The organism is Bacteroides sp. AM32-11AC (assembly GCF_003603515.1).
Classification (GTDB): Bacteria; Bacteroidota; Bacteroidia; order Bacteroidales; family Bacteroidaceae; genus Bacteroides; species Bacteroides uniformis.
Genome location: NZ_QTNH01000014.1, coordinates 92370 through 110794, shown reverse-complemented (window position 1 = coordinate 110794; position 18425 = coordinate 92370). Strand labels below are relative to the sequence as shown.

Below are 18425 nucleotides of genomic sequence, written 5' to 3'. Positions count from 1 at the left end.
AGGTTGATTGCCTTTTTCGTAGACGTCTATTTCGTGCTTGATTCTTCCCCCATATTTTTGCAATCGTTAATGCTAACGGTTGCTTTTTGTTTTTATAGGCAGAGGGCGCCATAATATAAACTTTAAAAAAAAAGATTATGGAAAATCAAGAATTTCCAAAAGGAGTCGGTTTCGCTCCGTTTTTGCGTTCATTCATGAGTAATTCTTCTATTTCTATTGATGAACTTGCAGTGGCTATGACAATGTCGAAGTACGCAATTACACGTTTGGCCGAGGGCAAGAGCTATCCTACTGACGTGTGCTATGCAGAATTCTGTATCATGTTCACCGTTGTATTAGGCAAAGATTTTGATGCTTACAAAAAGATGACTAGAAAAGACAAAGATGATTTGGTTGCCAAAATAATGGCAAGTGGAGGATCTGCTTGTACGGTGGCAGGAATGATAAGCTTGATTTCGGCTTCAGGTGTTGTTGCTGGGTTGTCGGCAGCAGGAATAACCTCCGGATTGGCTGCAATTGGCGGTATAATAGGAGGTGGTATGCTGGCAGGGATTGCAGTTGTTGCGGCTGCCCCATTGGTAGTAGGGGCCATATTGTATTCTCTTTGTAAACCCAAAGATAAAAAGGCCGATTTTTTGCTTGCGTACAGATATGATTTAGACCCCAAATATGAAATAAATCCTCAAGACAATGAAGATGAAGATATGGATTGAAGAAGCAATGAAGGAAATGGTAGAAGAGGTAGAAAAAAATGAACCGATGCCAAAACATTGGAAACGCAATGTGCTGCTGTTCTGCTTGTTGTCGGCCGTTTGTTTTCAGACGGGACTTTGGGTGTTGGCAAAAAACGGCATTGCTTCCGCTGATAGAAGTCCTCTTTTCATTGCAATTGGCATTGTCTGTTCTATGCTGGTGGGAGTTGTGCTGATTAAATGCTGCTTATATGCAAAAAGAATAATGAATAAAAGTAATAATTTAAAAATAAGATAGTTATGGAATGTATTTTTTGTTTGAATGAGAATGCCTATTTCGATGGCGTGAATTATGTTTGTCCGGATTGTGGAAGAGAATGGCCATGTGATGAAATTGCGGACGACGATGATGATAACAATAAGTTGCGTTGCCTTGAATGTGGCTCGCATTTGGTCTATCCTGATTCAAGCGGTATTAATGATTATGCTTGTGATGCTTGTGGGTGTAGATGGGATGGTGACGATGATGATGACTACGATGAAGATTATGACGATGATGAAGAAGAAGATTAATTATTGCAATTATGGAGCTGGGCAAATAGCGCTATTATTACCGCATTATTACATGCTTCAATCTGAAAAAGATTAGCATTCCTTTGCCAAGCCCCCTGCTTTTCATTATCTTTGCCTCTGTAGTTTGTAGTTGCGCACAGTCGTGGAATGTCTTTCTCATAGTTGTGAAGAAGGTGTATCACAAATATGAAGAAGGTGAACCACAGCTGTGCGCATCTTTTGTTGATAAGCTTTCAGCAGAAGGAAGAACGCTTCTTTGCGTAAGGAAGACCTATGCTCTGCCTAATAAAAGCCGGTACTTTGCATGAACGAAACCTGCAGACAGCAACAGAAATGAATCTAAAAATGGAGGAAAGAATATGGCAATTTTATTTGATTGGTACGAAAACCCGAAAACGAAGGATAAACAAGGGGAAGAACTGACCCTGCATCCCCGGATTAAACTGAACGGCTCCACGACGACCGATGAGCTGCGCAGGCATATACAAGAATACTGCTCGCTGACCGAGACGGATGTACTGGCGGTACTCGATGCTTTGTCGCATTTTGTGGGACGCGAGCTGGGGGAGGGCAGGCAGGTACATTTGGACGGCATCGGTTACTTTGTTCCCACGCTGACCTGCACGGAACCGGTGACACTGGAGACAAAGCGGAAAAGTACTAAGGTGAAGTTGAAAAACATCACTTTCAGACCGGACAAGGCGCTGCGCAGTGAGATAGGAGTATTGAAGGTAAAGCCGCTGAAATTGCGGAATCTCACGAAAAAGAGGCTGACGGATGATGAGGTGAAGCAAAAAGTGGTGAACTATCTACGTAAGAATGAGTTCATCACCCGCAGTGTTGTACAGTCGATTTGCGGCATGACCCGCACGACTGCGACGCGGCAGATTCGTCGTCTTTGTGAGGAGAATGTGTTGGTGAACAAAGGGTTGCAGAAACAGCCGATTTATTTTTTGAAGGAAAAAGAGTAGGTTGATGCGTATAGGGCTTGCATGGATTGCGTCATGTAGGCAAAATCTGCCTGCATGCTTGCATGAGGTCTGCTTGCATGGCGCAATCTGTTGTAAATTAGTGCGCTATGTCATTTCATGCAAGCATGTAAGTAAAACATGCGATAAAACTACAGTTGTAGATTAGGAATACCTATAATCGGCAGACGAGAAATTAAAGAATGAAAACAACGCGGCAGAAGGATAGTTTTTATTATTTTTGCAATCAATTCTCAATAGTTATTTAAAAAATATGGCAAAGAAAAATTCAACAGCTAAAGATACGGAGCTGTCACTCTCGTTTTTTGGGAAAGTGGCAGCGTTATTTAGAAGTGAAACTGTTCATTTCGTTATCGGCTTGGTACTGGTAATCTTTTCGGTTTATTTGTTGCTCGCCTTTTCGTCGTTCTTTTTCACGGGAGCGGCAGACCAGAGCATCATTGACGGAGGCAGTGCGCAGGAGCTGATTTCCACCAATAATGGGGTGAAGAACTACGCCGGTAGCCGCGGTGCGCAGTTGGCCAGCTATCTGATAAATGATTGTTTCGGCGTATCGTCTTTCTTGATTCTCGTGTTCCTGGCTGTGGCGGGATTGAAGCTGATGCGGGTGCGTGTGGTGCGCTTGTGGAAGTGGTTCATCGGCTGTTCGTTGATGCTGGTGTGGTTCTCGGTATTTTTCGGTTTTGTGTTTGTAGACCAGTACAAGGACTCTTTCCTCTATCTGGGCGGTATGCACGGATACAATGTCAGCAACTGGCTTGTGTCTCAAGTCGGTGTGCCGGGAGTATGGCTGCTATTGTTGGTAACTGCCATCTGCTTCCTCATCTATCTGAGTGCACGGACTGTCATCTGGTTGCGCAGATTGTTCAGTCTCAGCTTCTTGAAGCGTAAGGAGAAGGCGGAAAGCGTGCAGGGTGAAACGCCGGAAGAGTTCAAGACCTCTTGGGGTGCAAAGGAAAAGACTACTGCTCCGACACCGGAAGCTGCGGAGCCGGAAAAGGTTCTTGAAAAGGAGGAGGAGGTTGCCACAGAGGAAGAAGAGGACGAACCGCTGAATGAAATCACCCTTGACTTGGGTGGAAGTGATGGAAAGGTAAAGCCTGCCAAGTCTGCGGATGAGGACGTTACCATGACTTTTGAGACTCCTGCACCGGAGCCGGTACCCCCTTTTCGGGAACAGCCGGTAGAGAAGGAGCCGGCATTCCAGGTTGAGAAGGCTGAAGAGGAGGAGTATGTGGGAACGGAGAAGGAGCCGTACAATCCCCGTCTGGATTTGGAAAACTATCATTACCCCACAATAGACTTGATGAAGCATTACGATGACAATGGTCCGACCATTGACATGGTAGAGCAGAACGCGAACAAGGATAAGATTATCAATACTCTGCGTAGTTTCGGTATAGAAATCAGTACCATTAAGGCGACGGTAGGTCCTACGGTGACGCTGTATGAAATCACTCCCGAGCAGGGCGTCCGCATTTCGAAGATACGCGGTCTGGAAGATGATATTGCCCTCAGCCTTTCGGCGCTCGGCATCCGTATCATCGCTCCCATTCCGGGAAAGGGTACGATTGGTATCGAAGTGCCCAACTCCAATCCGAAGATTGTATCCGGTCAGAGCATTATCGGCAGCAAGAAGTTCCAGGAGTCTACTTACGACTTGCCCATCGCACTGGGTAAGACGATTACGAATGAAGTGTTTATGGTGGATTTGTGCAAGATGCCGCACGTGCTCGTTGCCGGTGCTACCGGTCAGGGTAAGTCCGTGGGGTTGAATGCCATCATCACCTCCTTATTATATAAGAAGCATCCGGCAGAGCTGAAGTTTGTGCTGGTAGACCCCAAAAAAGTAGAATTCAGCATCTACTCCGTAATTGAGCATCACTTCCTCGCGAAATTACCCGATGGGGAAGATGCCATCATTACGGACGTCACGAAGGTGGTGCAGACTTTGAACTCCATCTGTGTGGAGATGGATACTCGCTATGACTTGCTGAAAGCTGCCCATGTGCGCAATATCAAGGAGTATAACGAGAAGTTCATCAACCGTCGTCTGAATCCGGAAAAGGGGCATAAGTTCATGCCTTATATCGTAGTCGTTATCGACGAGTTCGGTGACTTGATTATGACAGCCGGTAAGGATGTGGAACTGCCCATCGCACGTATCGCCCAGTTGGCGCGTGCCGTGGGTATACATATGATTATCGCTACACAGCGACCGACAACAAACATCATTACGGGTACGATTAAGGCCAACTTCCCGGCGCGTATCGCCTTCCGTGTATCGGCAATGGTCGATTCGCGTACCATCCTCGACCGTCCGGGAGCCAACCAGCTGATAGGCCGCGGTGATATGTTATTCCTGCAGGGAGCTGACCCGGTGCGTGTGCAGTGTGCCTTTATCGATACGCCCGAAGTGGCGGAGATTACGAAGTTTATCGCCCGCCAGCAGAGTTACCCCACTGCTTTCTATCTGCCCGAATATGTGGATGAAAATGCAGGAGGTGATTTGGGGGATGTGGATATGGGACGTCTCGATCCTTTGTTCGAGGATGCAGCCCGTCTCGTTGTTATTCACCAGCAGGGTTCCACATCGCTCATTCAGCGTAAGTTTGCCATCGGTTATAATCGTGCCGGCCGCATCATGGACCAGTTGGAGAAAGCGGGGATTGTGGGACCGGCGCAAGGTAGTAAGGCGCGTGAGGTGTTCTGTATAGATGAGAGCGACCTGGAAATGCGGTTAAACAATTTGCAATAAGGAATGGTTATTTATAGAATGATGAAACTTGATAAGCTTTTACTTGGTGTGCTATTGCTGTTGTTTGCTGTGCCGATGTCGGCACAACAACCGGATGCCAAGAATATATTGGAGCGTACAGCCGAAGCCTTTCGGAAAGCGGGAGGGGTGAAGCTGGCGTTTACCGTGAACGAACAACAAGGCTCTTATGCGGGAGTTCTCTATCTGGAAGGTGAGAAGTTTGTGGTTGAGACCGAGGGAATGAAGACTTGGTTTGACGGACATACGCAGTGGAGCTATGTGGCTTCGGCAGATGAGGTGAATGTATCGGAACCTACGCAGGAGGAATTGCAGACTCTCAATCCGTATGCCTGGTTGTCCCTCTACAAGCAGGGATACAGATTGAAGTTGAGCAGTGTCGGTGGTAAGCAAGACAAGTCTGTTTATTACATCACCATGACTGCTGCCGACAAGAGGAAAGACCCTGAAAGTGTCTATCTGTTTGTGACAAAGGATACGTATCGTCTGCATCAAGTGGACTTGGCACCACGGGGGAGTAAGTATATGACTACTATCCTTATTGATAGCTACCAGACAGGACAATCCTATCCGGATAGTTTCTTTGTCTTTGACAAAAAAGCCTATCCCACGGCTGAAGTCATCGACATGCGCTAAATAGTAAATTGTAAATAGTCAAATAGTAAATAATATAATGATGGAAACAGAAAAAGTAAAATGTCTGATTATCGGTTCGGGTCCTGCCGGCTATACTGCCGCTATTTATGCAGGTCGTGCCAATCTTTCACCGGTACTTTATGCAGGATTGCAGCCCGGTGGCCAGTTGACAACCACTACTGATGTGGAGAATTTCCCCGGTTATCCCCAAGGTATCGGAGGTCCGGAATTAATGGAAGACCTGCGGAAGCAAGCCGAACGTTTTGGCGCAGATTTGCGTTATGGAGTTGCTACCGCAGCCAATCTTGCTGAAGCACCTTACAAGATTACGATTGATGACGAAAAGATGATTGAGGCTGAAACGCTGATTATTGCTACAGGTGCCGCTGCGAAGTATCTGGGGCTGGAGGATGAAAAGAAATATGCGGGAATGGGTGTCAGCGCTTGTGCCACTTGTGACGGTTTCTTCTACCGCAAGAAAACGGTAGCTGTTGTAGGGGGTGGAGATACTGCCTGCGAGGAAGCTGTTTACCTTGCCGGACTGGCTGCCAAGGTTTATCTGATTGTCCGCAAACCTTATCTCCGCGCTTCCAAGATTATGCAGGAGCGTGTGATGAAGCATGACAAGATTGAAGTACTGTTCGAACATAATGCCGTAGGCTTGTTTGGAGAGAACGGTGTGGAAGGTGTACATTTGGTACAGCGTATGGGTGAACCTGATGAGAAGCGCTATGATGTGGCTATTGACGGTTTCTTCCTGGCTATCGGCCATAAACCCAACTCAGATATTTTCAAACCTTATGTAGATACGGACGAAGTAGGTTATATCGTCACCGAGCCGGGAACACCGCGTACGAAAGTGCCGGGCGTATTCGCCGCCGGAGACGTTGCTGATCCTCACTATCGTCAAGCCATCACCGCTGCCGGAACTGGTTGCCAGGCAGCCATTGAAGCGGAAAGATATTTGTCTGCGAAAGGACTGATTTAGTGATTAGTGATTAGGGGTTAGGATGGTAACAATGTGTTTTTATTATGCTAACCCCTAATCGCTTATCCCTTGTCACTTATTCCTTATCCTATCTTGCTGATTTTCTTCAGCTTTTCTTCGTCTATGATTTTGATTTTACGTCCGTCGATGGTGATTAACCGTTCTGTGGCAAACTGTGACAACGTACGTATGGCGTTGGAAGTGGTCATGTTTGACAAATTGGCCAGATCTTCACGCGAGAGATAGATACTCAAGGTGGAGCCGTCTTCCTCCAAACCATAACTTTCTTTGAGGAACAGCAGGGATTCTGCGAGTCTTCCGCGGATATGTTTCTGCGTCAGGTTTACGGTACGTTCATCGGCAATGCCCAAGTCAACGGACAATTGCTTGATGAAGAACATGGCAAGGTCGTTGTTTTGTGTGAGCAGAGTCATCAAGGCAGTCATGGGGATTTGGCAAACAAGAGACGGCTCGAATGCAGATGCTGCCGTGACATAGTCTGTTTTTGCAAAGTAAGGGCGGTAACCGAAATATTCGACAGGTTTAATCATACGGATAATCTGGCTTCTACCACCGACTCCGTCTTTATAGATTTTGACCTTTCCACTCAGCAGACACATCAAATGCGTAGGTGTCTCGCCTTCGCAATGGATGACTTCGTTTTTTTTGTAGTTCTGGAGTGTGAAGTGGTTGGCGAGGAATTCCCGTTGTTCGTCATTCAAGGGAGACCATATATCTGCAATCAACTCCGGAACATTAATATCAGACAAGTTTACTTTTACCATAACTGCTGCAAAACTGTGTTATACAGCACAAATGTAAAAAGAAAAAATTAAATATTGCACAAATATGACAAAAAGATGTCGTAGGGGGGAGATAAAGGAAAATCTATATATTTACGATTAGACGATTTACGATTGAAGTTTGTATTGTTAAACAACTGCTCATTAGCAGGTGGGTTTATGATTGTATGAGTAACTCCAACCGTAAACCGTCAAATCGTAAATCGTAGTAACTTAATTGTTTATCGTAGTATCTCTATCCCCCTCCCTGCGGGGGAGGGGCTAGGGAGAGGCCTACTTTGTAAACAGCAGCTCCCTATATTTCGGAAGCGGCCAGATTTCATCATCAATTTCCATCTCAAGGTGGTCGATGTGGTCACGGATACTTTCCAGATAAGGGCGTACGGTTTCTTCGTAAGCGAAAGCCTTGTCTTTGTAGTTATCCATGTGGTTGGCTACTTTGCGGGCTTCGGTCATTTCGCGTACTTGTACCTTGATGGCTGTTACGCGCTTGGAAATTTCGCGTACAAGCTCTTTCCGGTCGGCACTGAGGACTTCGTATTCTTCGGGAGAGAAGGTCTCGCGCAGGCCACGGAGATTTTCCAGCAGACGGTTTTGGTAGATAACGGCAGTCGGTACGATGTGGTTGATGGCAAGGTCGCCCAGCACACGGCTTTCTATCTGTACCTTCATGGTGTATTTCTCCAGTTCTACTTCCAGGCGGCAGGCAAGCTCCGTTTCGTTGAAGATACGTTCGCCGATGAGTACGGAACGGGACTGGTTATCCATGTAGTGCATCAGGGCTTCGGGAACGTGGCAGATGTTGGTCAGCCCACGGCGGGCGGCTTCCTGCTTCCATTGTTCGGAGTAGCCGTCACCCTCAAAGCGGATAGGCTCGGAGGCGATGATGGTCTCTTTCATAATGCGGAAGATGGCTTCATCCTTGCCGACTCCTTCTTCCATCAGTTTGTCGATGGAGACTTTGAATTCGTTCAACTGGTTTGCCATAGCTGCATTGATGGCAATCATGGCGGCGGCACAGTTGGCGGACGAACCTGCGGCACGGAACTCAAAGCGGTTGCCGGTAAAGGCGAATGGAGAAGTACGGTTACGGTCGGTGGTATCCAGTAATATTTCGGGAATACGTCCGATGCCTAATTTCAGTGTTGTCTTTTCTTCCGATGTCATCTTGCTGCTGCTTATCTGGCGAGCTATCTCGTCGAGGATGGAAGACAGCTGTTTGCCCAGGAAGATGGACAGAATGGCGGGAGGTGCTTCATTGGCTCCCAGACGGTGGCTGTTTCCGGCACTCATGATGGAGGCGCGCAGCAAGTTCTGGTTTTTGTATACCATCATCAGTACGTTTACCAGGAAGGTAAGGAACAGCATGTTTCCTTTCGGATTCTTGCCCGGTGCAAACAAATTGATACCCGTATCGGTGCAAAGCGACCAGTTGTTGTGCTTGCCGGAGCCGTTCACGCCGTTGTAGGGTTTTTCGTGAAGCAGTACGGCGAAGTGATGCTTGCGTGCGATGCGTTTCATCAGATCCATCACAAGCTGGTTGTGGTCGTTGGCAAGGTTGGCATTCTCAAAGATAGGCGCCAGCTCAAACTGGTTGGGAGCTACTTCGTTATGGCGGGTCTTGACCGGGATACCCAGTTTGTGACATTCGATTTCCAGTTCTTTCATAAAAGCTGTGACACGTGGGGGGATGGAGCCGAAATAGTGGTCCTCCAGCTGCTGGTCTTTGGCCGAGGAGTGTCCCATCAGGGTACGTCCGGTCAGACAAAGGTCCGGGCGGGCATTGTACAGTGCCGAGTCGACGAGGAAATATTCTTGTTCCCAGCCTAAATTGGTATAAACGCGTGTGATATTCTTGTCGAACAACTGGCATACGTCTGTCGCTGCTTTGTCTACGGCTGCCAAGGCTTTGAGCAATGGAGTCTTGTAGTCGAGCGCTTCGCCGGTATAAGAGATGAAGATAGTGGGGATGCAAAGTGTGGTATCTACCACAAAGGCAGGTGAGGAAACATCCCAAGCAGTATATCCTCGTGCTTCGAATGTGTTTCTGATACCTCCGTTGGGGAAAGAGGATGCATCCGGTTCCTGCTGGATGAGCAGTTTGCCGGAAAAACGTTCGATCACTTCTGTTCCTTCGCCGAATTCGATGAAGCCGTCATGCTTTTCAGCAGTTCCATCCGTTAGGGGTTGGAACCAGTGCGTGTAGTGGGTGACGTTGAGGGACTTTGCCCAACTTTTCATGCCGTTGGCAATCAGGTCTGCCATTTCGCGGTTGATGGGAGTGCCTTTTTCAATGGCGTCGGTCACGGCTTTGTAGGCTTCACGAGGCAGGTATTCCTGCATTTTCTTACGGTCGAAGACATGGCTGCCGTAGTAGTCGGACAGTTTGTTTGAAGGGGTGGTCACTTCAAGAGGTTGCCGATTGGCAAGTTCTTGCAAAGCAAAAAATCGCATTTTTGACATATAAGTCTCTCCTTTTATTGGTTGTTGGGCGCAAAAATACATGTTTTTTCTGAACTACCCCCTCTTTTTTAGGGGGTATTCTCGAAAATATTAGTGTTTTTTGAGAATAGACCCCCTGAAAAAGCCTGCTTGTTATGGAAAAACGACCCAAAGCTTGCGTTTGTTACATGCCATGATTAGTAATCTTTCCGCATCACGATTAGTAATCTTAGTGCGTCGTGATTAGTAATTTTCATGTGTCACAATTACGAATCATTCTGTACATGACACTTGTGGCACCCTTTTTATAACAATTAATATAGGTTCGTATTTATCTCGCACAAACTATGTGTGCTTGTGTATTATTGTCTCTCGCGCGTAACATATGTTTTATAATAAAGGGTGTCACAAGTGTCATTCCCGCTTCTTTATGGAACATGTTTTTGCATTACACAAATTCTTCCGTATATTTGTCCCGATTCTATAAGGAGAAATTGCGGTTGAAACGTTTGTTGTTTATATGGATTTGGATTTGCTTCTTGTTTTCTTTTGTACAGAAGGCAGGGGCGGAGCGTGTATCTTATCCGGTTGACAAACATGTGAGTTCGGCAGACTCCATCATGGAGAAAGTCATCTTCTTTGCCCCCCTTTATGAACGTATTATTGAAAGTTACAAGGCTGAGCTTTACATAAAGGGCTGGGTGAATATCCGTAAGAAGAATCATATTCTCCGCTACATCCCTTCCATGTTCCGGCCCAAGAAAGGGGTGCGGGAATATATGATGGAAACTTATAGCGATTTGCATTTTACTGCTCCCGACATCTATGACCAGAAGGTAAAGGCAAGTGTCGGTACTGCTTCCGAGTTTTGGGAAATGGACGGACGGCTGCCGGAATATTTTCACATCAACATCTATTCTTCTACCTTATTATATGACAAACTACTCTCTCCTTTAGCACCCAATGCCAAAAAATATTATACCTATCGGATTGATACGGTGATGGGGGAACGGCATGCCCTTCAGTATAAAATCCGTTTTATGCCAAAAAGCAAAAGCTTTCAGCTGGTGGGCGGTTATCTGATTGTGAGTGATAACGTGTGGAGTGTACGCGAGATGCGTTTTTCCGGACGTAATGAGATGGTGCGGTTCAATAATCTGGTGAAGATGGGTAATGTGGGCGATTCGGACGAATTTCTTCCGTTGCAGTATGATGTGGATGCAACGTTTCGCTTTTTGGGAAATGTGGTAGATGGCACTTATGAAGCTGTACTCGATTATAAGAACATCATTCAGAAAACTTCTGGCAGTGATATACGGAGGTCGGTGAAGAAAAGTAAATATGACTTGTCCGATTCATACACGTTGCGTACTGATACGAATGCTTATCTACGTGATACTGCTTACTTTAAAACTTTGCGTCCCATTCCTTTGACTCCGCATGAGGAGACACTGTATCAGGATTTCTTCTTGCGTCGGGATACGCTCGCCCGGAAAAAGAAACCGGTGAATAAGAACTTGGAGTTTTGGGGGCAGATTGGAGATGCATTGATCAGTCGCTATACGGTAGACCTTGATAAATTGGGGAGTGTGCGCTGTTCACCGCTAATCAATCCTTTTCTTTTGAGCTATAGCGGCAAGCATGGAATTTCGTATCGGCAGGAGTTCAAGTACAACCGTATTTTTACCGGTGATCGCCTGCTGCGCATTGTTCCCCGGATAGGTTATAATTTTAAGGAAAAAGAGTTTTACTGGAGGGTGAGGTCCGATTTTGATTATTGGCCCCGTAAGCGTGCAGCATTGCATCTGGAGTTTGGTAACGGTAACCGGATTTACAGCAGTGATGTGCTGGACGACCTGAAAGCCATCCCCGACAGTATTTTTGACTTCAACCAGATACACTTGGATTATTTCAAGGATTTGTATCTGAATCTGCGTCATAGCTGGGAAATAGTAAACGGTCTGTCGCTGGAAGTGGGTGTATCCATGCACAGACGTACGGAAGTGAACCGCTCCCGGTTTGAACTGAACTACCCGAGCATGCCGCCTACCAAGTCGGCCACCCGTGCCGGTTCCGGAGGTTCATCCTTCTTTCCGAATTTTGACCCGAATATCCTGAACAAGTTCCGCCATACCTATAATAGTTTTGCTCCCCGCGTCCGCCTCACCTGGACTCCGGGACAATACTATTATATGAATGGCGACCGTAAAGTAAATCTTCATTCCAAGTATCCTTCCATCTCAGTAGATTGGGAGCGGGGACTCAGTGGAGTGTTGCAGAGCAGTGGTTCGTACGAGCGTGTAGAGATTGATTTGCAGCATCAGGTTTCTTTGGGCTTGATGCGTGATATTTATTGGCGTTTTGGTTGGGGAGAGTTTACCAATCAGAAGGAACTGTACTTTGTGGACTTTGCCAATTTGCGGCGTTCCAATCTTCCTATGGGTTGGAGTGATGATATTGGCGGGGTGTTCCAGTTGCTGGACGGCCGCTGGTATAACTCTTCCCGTAAATATATCCGCGGACACCTTACCTATGAAGCGCCTTTCCTCCTGCTCCGCCATCTGATGAAATATACCCAATATGTATTGAATGAACGTCTGTATCTGAATGCATTGGTGGTTCCTCACTTGAAACCTTATCTGGAAGTAGGGTATGGCATTGGTACACATATATTTGACTTTGGCTTGTTTGCCAGCTTTGCAAACTGGAAGTATCAGGAAATAGGTTGCAAATTTACCTTCGAACTGTTTAACAGATAGCAATGTGGTAATGTGATTAATGTGCCAATGTGTCAATGACCAGGGCGTGATGGCGTAGCATAAACATAGCGCAGCCAATTAGCATATTGGCACATTATCACATTAATCAATTGTCAATTATTGATTCTTTTGTAACTTTGCTGCAAATTGCTTGGAGCTATGGGTATAGTAATAGGAATAGATGTGGGTGGAAGTACCACGAAAATCGTTGGAATCAATGGAGAACAGATACAGTCTCCAATGTTTATTACGGCTACCGACCCGGTGACTTCCTTATTCGGAGCATTCGGTAAGTATATTTATGACAATGGTATACAGCTGGCCGATGTGGAGCAGGTGATGCTGACGGGAGTGGGAAGCGCATTTGTCAACAGCCCTCTATATGGACTGCCTACTCGCAAAACGGATGAGTTTATTGCCAATGGTTTGGGAGCCAGACATGCAACGGATATAGACCAACTGATTGTAGTCAGCATGGGTACCGGCACTTCTTTTGTGAAAATAGACGGAGACAAGGTGCAGCATATTGGCGGCTTGGGGATTGGTGGAGGTACCTTGCAGGGATTATCGAGGTTGCTGTTGAAAACTCATGATATTCATCAGGTGTCCGAGTTGGCTGAGAAAGGGGATGTAACTCGTGTCAACTTGCAGATAGGTGATATTTGCAACACTGCTTTGCCTGACTTGCCAGTGAGTGCTACCGCCTCTCTTTTCGGAAAAGCGGATAGCAATGCTTCTCAAGAAGATATTGCCTGCGGTATAATTTATACGGTACTTCAAACCATTGGAGGAGCTGCTGTACTGTCAGCTTTGAACAGTCCTATCAAGGATTTCGTTCTGATAGGAAATCTCACCCAACTGCCCCAGTGCCGGGAGGTGTTTTCTAAAATGGAAGCCATCTATCATGTACATTTTCATATACCGCCCTATGCTGAATATAGAACAGCAATAGGAGCGGCATTGGCATATATAAAAGAAAGGCAAGGGTAGTGGTTACTTCTTGCCTGCCTTCTTCATGTAGCTGTTTATCAAGGTGCAGGCGGGAGCAGCCACCGTTCCGTGGTCAAATCCCTCCATCTGGTAGAGGACGGTATTTTGTCCCAATGCTTTGAGGAGGGCATATAGGTGGGCGTTTTCCTCGTAGCGTGCCAGCATCTCCAGCTCTTTGTCACCGGTAATAAGTATCATGGGCGAAGCGTCTTTTCTTACGTTATTGGAAGGGGCATATTTGTCTATAATCGGAGTGTCGGAAGGCAATCCCCGTTCCTTGCGGATGGTGTAGTGGGTGGTGGTCTGTCCGCTGATGGGGAAAGCGCCTGCCAGATTGTTGGCATCGATGTTCCACTTTGCCAGATAGCTTTTATCCAAGTTGAGCATCAGGCTGAGATAACCTCCTGCCGAATGACCGGCTATGTATATTTTGTCTTTATCTCCTCCGAATTCTTCTATATTCTCGAAAGTCCAAGCAACGGCCTCTGCGGCATCTTCCGTGTAGGCAGGATTTTGGGCACGCGGGCTGAGTCGGTAGTTTACGGCTATCACGGCGTAGCCTTGCTCCAGGAACTCCTTCGGAAAATGTTTTTCTCCGGCTTCCAGTCCTCCGCCGTGGAACCAGATAAGGGTGGCAAATCCTTTTTTATCAGTAGGATAATGGAGGTCGAGCTTACAACGCTCCAGCTTATAACTGTCCTTTTCGCCGGGATGAAGATAGGAAATGTTCTTTTGCGTACGGTAGTTGTTGTCCGTTGTCTGATTTTGGCTATAACATAATAATGTATAGCAAATGATGGAAATGCATGCGATTATCTTTTTCATGATAAATTATTGAGATTATGTATAAATGAAACGATGCAAAGGTAACATTTTTTTTATTCTTTAATTGATTATTCCACTGCTGTTTTGAATGCTTTTTGTTTTGTAGTTCAAGAAAATACTTCTATCTTTGCGCCCGATTTACAATGAGTCAACATAAAGTCTCACTTAATTAACGAGTTAAACAATTTATTTATTAATGGAAAATTTAAAGAATGTAGCTCCTATTGAAGACTTCAACTGGGATGCTTATGAGAACGGCGAATCAGTAGCCAGTGCAAGCCACGAAGAACTGGAAAAGGCGTATGACAATACGTTGAACAAGGTTAACGACCGCGAGGTAGTTGATGGAACCGTAATCGCAATGAACAAGCGTGAAGTAGTTGTGAACATCGGTTACAAATCAGACGGTATCATTCCGATGAGTGAATTCCGTTACAATCCTGAGCTGAAGGTTGGTGATACTGTTGAGGTATACATCGAAAATCAGGAAGACAAGAAAGGACAGCTCGTTCTGTCTCACCGTAAAGCTCGTGCTACCCGTTCTTGGGATCGCGTAAACGCAGCTTTGGAAAACGAAGAAATTATCAAGGGTTACATCAAGTGCCGCACAAAGGGTGGTATGATTGTAGACGTATTCGGCATCGAAGCTTTCTTGCCGGGTTCTCAAATCGACGTGAAGCCTATCCGCGACTACGATGTATTCGTTGGCAAAACTATGGAATTCAAGGTTGTTAAGATTAACCAGGAATTCAAGAATGTGGTTGTTTCCCACAAGGCTCTTATCGAAGCCGAACTGGAACAACAGAAGAAGGAAATCATCGGTAAACTCGAAAAAGGACAAGTCCTCGAAGGTACCGTTAAGAATATCACTTCCTATGGTGTATTTATCGACTTGGGTGGCGTAGATGGTTTGATTCACATTACAGACCTTTCTTGGGGCCGTGTTAGCGATCCGAAAGAAGTGGTTGAACTCGACCAGAAACTCAACGTCGTTATCCTTGACTTCGATGATGAGAAGAAGCGTATCGCTCTCGGCTTGAAGCAACTCACTCCGCATCCTTGGGATGCACTGGATGCTAACCTGAAGGTTGGCGACCACGTGAAGGGTAAAGTTGTTGTTATGGCTGATTACGGCGCATTCATCGAAATCGCTCCGGGTGTTGAAGGTTTGATTCATGTATCTGAAATGTCTTGGTCACAACACTTGCGTTCTGCACAAGACTTCATGAAGGTAGGTGACGAAGTAGAGGCAGTAGTCCTGACTTTGGACCGCGAAGAACGTAAGATGTCTTTGGGTATCAAGCAGCTGAAGTCTGACCCGTGGGAAACTATCGAAGAGAAGTATCCTATCGGCAGCAAGCACACTGCAAAGGTTCGTAACTTCACTAACTTCGGTGTATTCGTTGAAATCGAAGAAGGTGTTGACGGCTTGATTCACATCTCTGACCTGTCTTGGACGAAGAAGGTTAAACATCCGTCTGAATTCACTCAGATTGGTGCAGACATCGACGTACAAGTTCTGGAAATCGACAAGGAAAACCGTCGCTTGAGCCTTGGCCACAAGCAACTCGAAGAAAATCCCTGGGATGTATTCGAAACTGTATTTACAGTAGGTTCTGTACACGAAGGTACTATCATCGAAATGCTGGATAAGGGTGCTGTAGTTGCTCTGCCTTATGGTGTAGAAGGCTTCGCTACTCCGAAGCACCTCGTTAAGGAAGACGGATCACAAGCTCAGTTGGACGAGAAGCTTGAATTCAAGGTAATTGAGTTCAACAAGGACGCTAAGCGTATCATCCTTTCTCACAGCCGTATCTTCGAAGATGCTGCAAAGGCAGAAGAAAGAGCTGAAAAGAAGGCTGCTACTAAGAAGTCAACCGGTAAGAGAGAAGACGTTGCTCCTGCTATCCAAAACCAGGCTGCATCTACTACTCTGGGTGACATTGATGCTTTGGCTGCCTTGAAGGAACAGATGGAAGCTGGAAAGAAATAATTACTCCGTTCTATAAATGAAGGAAGGGTACTTGCGCAAACAAGTGCCCTTCTTTTTTATGATTTGTCAATAGAATTTTATGGAATTAAGGATGGTTTTTCCATAAATGTTTATCTTTGCAGGGTGGTTACTTTTGCAATCATAGAAATATTCAATAATTTAATTTTCATTTATTATGAAAAACATGTTCAAAAATGCAGGGAAGATGGTGTTGTTCACTTGCCTGTCGCTGATGTTACTAACCGCATGCGGCCAGAAGTCTAAACTCAAGCTGGCTATCGCAGCTGCCAACAAACAATGTCCCATGGATATGGGAGCTTCCGGCGAAATATCCAGTATTACTTTTGATGGGGCGGATGTGGTATATGTACTGCTTATGAATGAAAGTTTCCTCAATATAGACGCTTTGAAAGAGAATCCTGATGCAATGAAGTCTGCTGTGACTGTTATGTTCGGTAATCCACAAGGGTCCATTAAAGAGATGCTGGATTTGGTTGTCGGTACTGATTCCGGTATAAAGTTCATATATAAAGGAAAGACATCCGGTAACGAAGTGGAATGTTATCTGACTACTCAGGACTTGAAAGATATATTGAATGGCGGTTCAACTGCTGAAAGCAGTGATAAGAAGAAACTGGAAGAGCAAGTGAAGATGACCAACGTATCGTGCCCGATGCAGGTGGATGAAGCCACTATGCTCAATAAACTGACAATCGAGTCGGATAAGGTGCTTTATCATTATACGATTGACGAATCTGTAGTACAGATGTCTGCTTTGAAGGAAAATGCCGAACAGATGAAGGCAAATGTGAAGAACTCTTTGAACTCCTCCGATCCAGCCTTGCACATGTTCTTGGAAGTATGTGTGAAGTGTGATAAAGGGGTGGGCTATCTGTATAAAGGGAATAAATCCGGAGAAACTTTTGAAATATCCTTTGGAGTTTCAGAGATAAAGGCTCTTCTATAAATCAAGGAGTAGAAATCAGTTCGGAAGGTTTGGAATGGAAAAATTTGAGTTACATATTCTTGGTTGTGGTTCCGCTTTACCCACAACGCGTCATTTCCCTACGTCTCAAATTGTGAACGTGCGCGACAAGCTGTTTATGATTGATTGTGGGGAAGGGGCGCAGTTGCAGTTCCGTAAATCACATCTGAAGTTTTCGCGTTTGAATCATATCTTTATCTCTCACTTGCATGGAGACCATTGTTTTGGCTTATTGGGACTGATTTCTACACTTAACCTTTTAGGACGTACAGCCGAGTTGCATATCCATTCTCCAAAAGGGCTGGAAACATTGCTGACACCTATGCTGGATTTTTTTAATAGGCAGATGACGTACAAGGTCCTTTTCCATGAGTTTGATACGAAAGAACCGATGCAGATTTATGAAGACCGTTCGTTGACGGTTACTACTATTCCTTTGCGTCATCGTATGCCGTGTTGTGGCTTTTTGTTTGCAGAAAAGCGGCGTCCTAACCATATTATCCGTGAAATGGTCGATTTCTACCAAGTGCCGGTATACGAATTGAATCGTATAAAGAATGGGGCCGATTACGTGACACCGGAGGGAAAAACGGTTTCCAACAACTTGTTGACCCGTCCTTCTGCTCCGTCCCGCAGTTATGCTTATTGCTCGGATACCATCTATCTTCCTTCTATCGTGGAGCAGATAAAAGGGGTTGATTTACTTTTTCATGAGGCGACATTTGCGAATGAGGATGCGCCACGTGCCAAAGAAACATTTCATACAACTGCTGCACAAGCGGCTGAAATAGCCAGGAAGGCTGAAGTGAAGAAGTTGTTGATAGGACATTTTTCGGCACGATACGAAGATGAAAATATCTTGCTTCAAGAAGCATCCGCTATTTTTCCGGATACTCAGCTTGCCAAAGAAACACTTTGTGTATCGGTATGAATTAAACTTTTCGTATCTTTGGCAGTCTAAAACAACAAATGCG

At 45.6% G+C, this 18425-nt stretch carries 15 protein-coding genes; 12 read left to right on the top strand and 3 right to left on the bottom strand.

Annotation, left to right across the window (positions count from 1 at the left end; genetic code table 11):
* The first annotated feature begins 137 nt into the window (after positions 1-137).
* From DW800_RS19835 to trxB, 7 genes are all read left to right on the top strand, one after another.
* Entirely contained in the window at positions 138-713 is a 576-nt protein-coding gene (locus DW800_RS19835) for a hypothetical protein (RefSeq protein WP_070101133.1), read from the top strand.
* On the top strand, positions 691-990 hold the full coding sequence (locus DW800_RS15435; protein ID WP_119958183.1) for a hypothetical protein: 300 nt from the start codon (positions 691-693) through the stop codon (positions 988-990). Before DW800_RS19835 ends, DW800_RS15435 begins: the two co-directional genes overlap by 23 nt.
* A gap of 2 nt (positions 991-992) precedes the next feature.
* Positions 993-1265: a hypothetical protein gene (locus tag DW800_RS15430; RefSeq protein ID WP_080707066.1), complete on the top strand. Its 273-nt coding sequence runs from the start codon at positions 993-995 to the stop codon at positions 1263-1265.
* Positions 1266-1624: 359 nt separating this feature from the next.
* The gene (locus tag DW800_RS15420) at positions 1625-2236 is read left to right on the top strand and encodes a winged helix-turn-helix transcriptional regulator (protein ID WP_005832923.1); all 612 of its coding nucleotides are present in this window, start codon (positions 1625-1627) and stop codon (positions 2234-2236) included.
* A 271-nt stretch (positions 2237-2507) separates the two neighbouring features.
* Positions 2508-5012 (top strand): FtsK/SpoIIIE family DNA translocase, encoded by a 2505-nt coding sequence (locus DW800_RS15415; protein ID WP_005832921.1) that lies wholly within the window; start codon positions 2508-2510, stop codon positions 5010-5012.
* Between the two features lie 3 nt (positions 5013-5015).
* Positions 5016-5666, top strand: coding sequence for a LolA-like putative outer membrane lipoprotein chaperone (locus tag DW800_RS15410; RefSeq protein ID WP_080707064.1), 651 nt, complete (start codon positions 5016-5018; stop codon positions 5664-5666).
* 37 nt (positions 5667-5703) lie between these two features.
* Positions 5704-6654 (top strand): thioredoxin-disulfide reductase, encoded by a 951-nt coding sequence (gene trxB / locus DW800_RS15405; protein ID WP_057255730.1) that lies wholly within the window; start codon positions 5704-5706, stop codon positions 6652-6654.
* A gap of 83 nt (positions 6655-6737) precedes the next feature.
* Here trxB and DW800_RS15400 read toward each other — a convergent pair whose 3' ends face one another.
* Together DW800_RS15400 and DW800_RS15395 are read right to left on the bottom strand one after the other, a co-directional pair.
* A complete protein-coding gene (locus tag DW800_RS15400) occupies positions 6738-7439 on the bottom strand; it encodes a Crp/Fnr family transcriptional regulator (RefSeq protein WP_005832010.1) in 702 nt (233 codons plus the stop codon).
* Positions 7440-7730: 291 nt separating this feature from the next.
* On the bottom strand, positions 7731-9920 hold the full coding sequence (locus tag DW800_RS15395; protein WP_005832915.1) for a glutamine synthetase III: 2190 nt from the start codon (positions 9918-9920) through the stop codon (positions 7731-7733).
* Positions 9921-10336: 416 nt separating this feature from the next.
* On the opposite strand from DW800_RS15395, the gene DW800_RS15390 reads away from it, so the two are divergent.
* Together DW800_RS15390 and coaW are read left to right on the top strand one after the other, a co-directional pair.
* Positions 10337-12658, top strand: coding sequence for a DUF5686 family protein (locus DW800_RS15390; protein WP_034522728.1), 2322 nt, complete (start codon positions 10337-10339; stop codon positions 12656-12658).
* 159 nt (positions 12659-12817) lie between these two features.
* Positions 12818-13648 carry a type II pantothenate kinase gene (coaW, locus tag DW800_RS15385; RefSeq protein ID WP_005832001.1) on the top strand — a complete coding sequence of 277 codons (831 nt, stop codon included), beginning with the start codon at positions 12818-12820 and terminating at the stop codon, positions 13646-13648.
* A 3-nt stretch (positions 13649-13651) separates the two neighbouring features.
* Here the strand turns inward: coaW and DW800_RS15380 are convergent, their stop codons facing one another.
* Entirely contained in the window at positions 13652-14473 is an 822-nt protein-coding gene (locus DW800_RS15380) for an alpha/beta hydrolase (RefSeq protein WP_117680554.1), read from the bottom strand.
* A gap of 196 nt (positions 14474-14669) precedes the next feature.
* Here DW800_RS15380 and rpsA point away from each other — a divergent pair, with 196 nt between their 5' ends.
* From rpsA to DW800_RS15365, 3 genes are all read left to right on the top strand, one after another.
* Positions 14670-16466, top strand: a complete 1797-nt coding sequence (rpsA, locus tag DW800_RS15375; RefSeq protein WP_005831997.1) for a 30S ribosomal protein S1 — start codon at positions 14670-14672, stop codon at positions 16464-16466.
* A 175-nt stretch (positions 16467-16641) separates the two neighbouring features.
* Positions 16642-17433, top strand: a complete 792-nt coding sequence (locus tag DW800_RS15370) for a hypothetical protein (RefSeq protein WP_005831995.1) — start codon at positions 16642-16644, stop codon at positions 17431-17433.
* Between the two features lie 34 nt (positions 17434-17467).
* Positions 17468-18382 carry a ribonuclease Z gene (locus DW800_RS15365; RefSeq protein WP_005831993.1) on the top strand — a complete coding sequence of 305 codons (915 nt, stop codon included), beginning with the start codon at positions 17468-17470 and terminating at the stop codon, positions 18380-18382.
* The last annotated feature ends 43 nt before the right edge of the window (positions 18383-18425 follow it).

Bases quoted from the DNA above. Each gene is read 5' to 3' on its own strand.
- DW800_RS15435 (WP_119958183.1), top strand. From the start codon at position 691: ATGAAGATGAAGATATGGATTGAAGAAGCAATGAAGGAAATGGTAGAA.
- DW800_RS15415 (WP_005832921.1), top strand. From the start codon at position 2,508: ATGGCAAAGAAAAATTCAACAGCTAAAGATACGGAGCTGTCACTCTCG.
- coaW (WP_005832001.1), top strand. From the start codon at position 12,818: ATGGGTATAGTAATAGGAATAGATGTGGGTGGAAGTACCACGAAAATC.
- DW800_RS15395 (WP_005832915.1), bottom strand. From the start codon at position 9,920: ATGTCAAAAATGCGATTTTTTGCTTTGCAAGAACTTGCCAATCGGCAA.
- DW800_RS15370 (WP_005831995.1), top strand. From the start codon at position 16,642: ATGAAAAACATGTTCAAAAATGCAGGGAAGATGGTGTTGTTCACTTGC.
- DW800_RS15400 (WP_005832010.1), bottom strand. From the start codon at position 7,439: ATGGTAAAAGTAAACTTGTCTGATATTAATGTTCCGGAGTTGATTGCA.
- DW800_RS19835 (WP_070101133.1), top strand. From the start codon at position 138: ATGGAAAATCAAGAATTTCCAAAAGGAGTCGGTTTCGCTCCGTTTTTG.
- trxB (WP_057255730.1), top strand. From the start codon at position 5,704: ATGATGGAAACAGAAAAAGTAAAATGTCTGATTATCGGTTCGGGTCCT.
- DW800_RS15430 (WP_080707066.1), top strand. From the start codon at position 993: ATGGAATGTATTTTTTGTTTGAATGAGAATGCCTATTTCGATGGCGTG.
- DW800_RS15365 (WP_005831993.1), top strand. From the start codon at position 17,468: ATGGAAAAATTTGAGTTACATATTCTTGGTTGTGGTTCCGCTTTACCC.
- DW800_RS15380 (WP_117680554.1), bottom strand. From the start codon at position 14,473: ATGAAAAAGATAATCGCATGCATTTCCATCATTTGCTATACATTATTA.
- rpsA (WP_005831997.1), top strand. From the start codon at position 14,670: ATGGAAAATTTAAAGAATGTAGCTCCTATTGAAGACTTCAACTGGGAT.
- DW800_RS15390 (WP_034522728.1), top strand. From the start codon at position 10,337: ATGTTTTTGCATTACACAAATTCTTCCGTATATTTGTCCCGATTCTAT.
- DW800_RS15420 (WP_005832923.1), top strand. From the start codon at position 1,625: ATGGCAATTTTATTTGATTGGTACGAAAACCCGAAAACGAAGGATAAA.
- DW800_RS15410 (WP_080707064.1), top strand. From the start codon at position 5,016: ATGGTTATTTATAGAATGATGAAACTTGATAAGCTTTTACTTGGTGTG.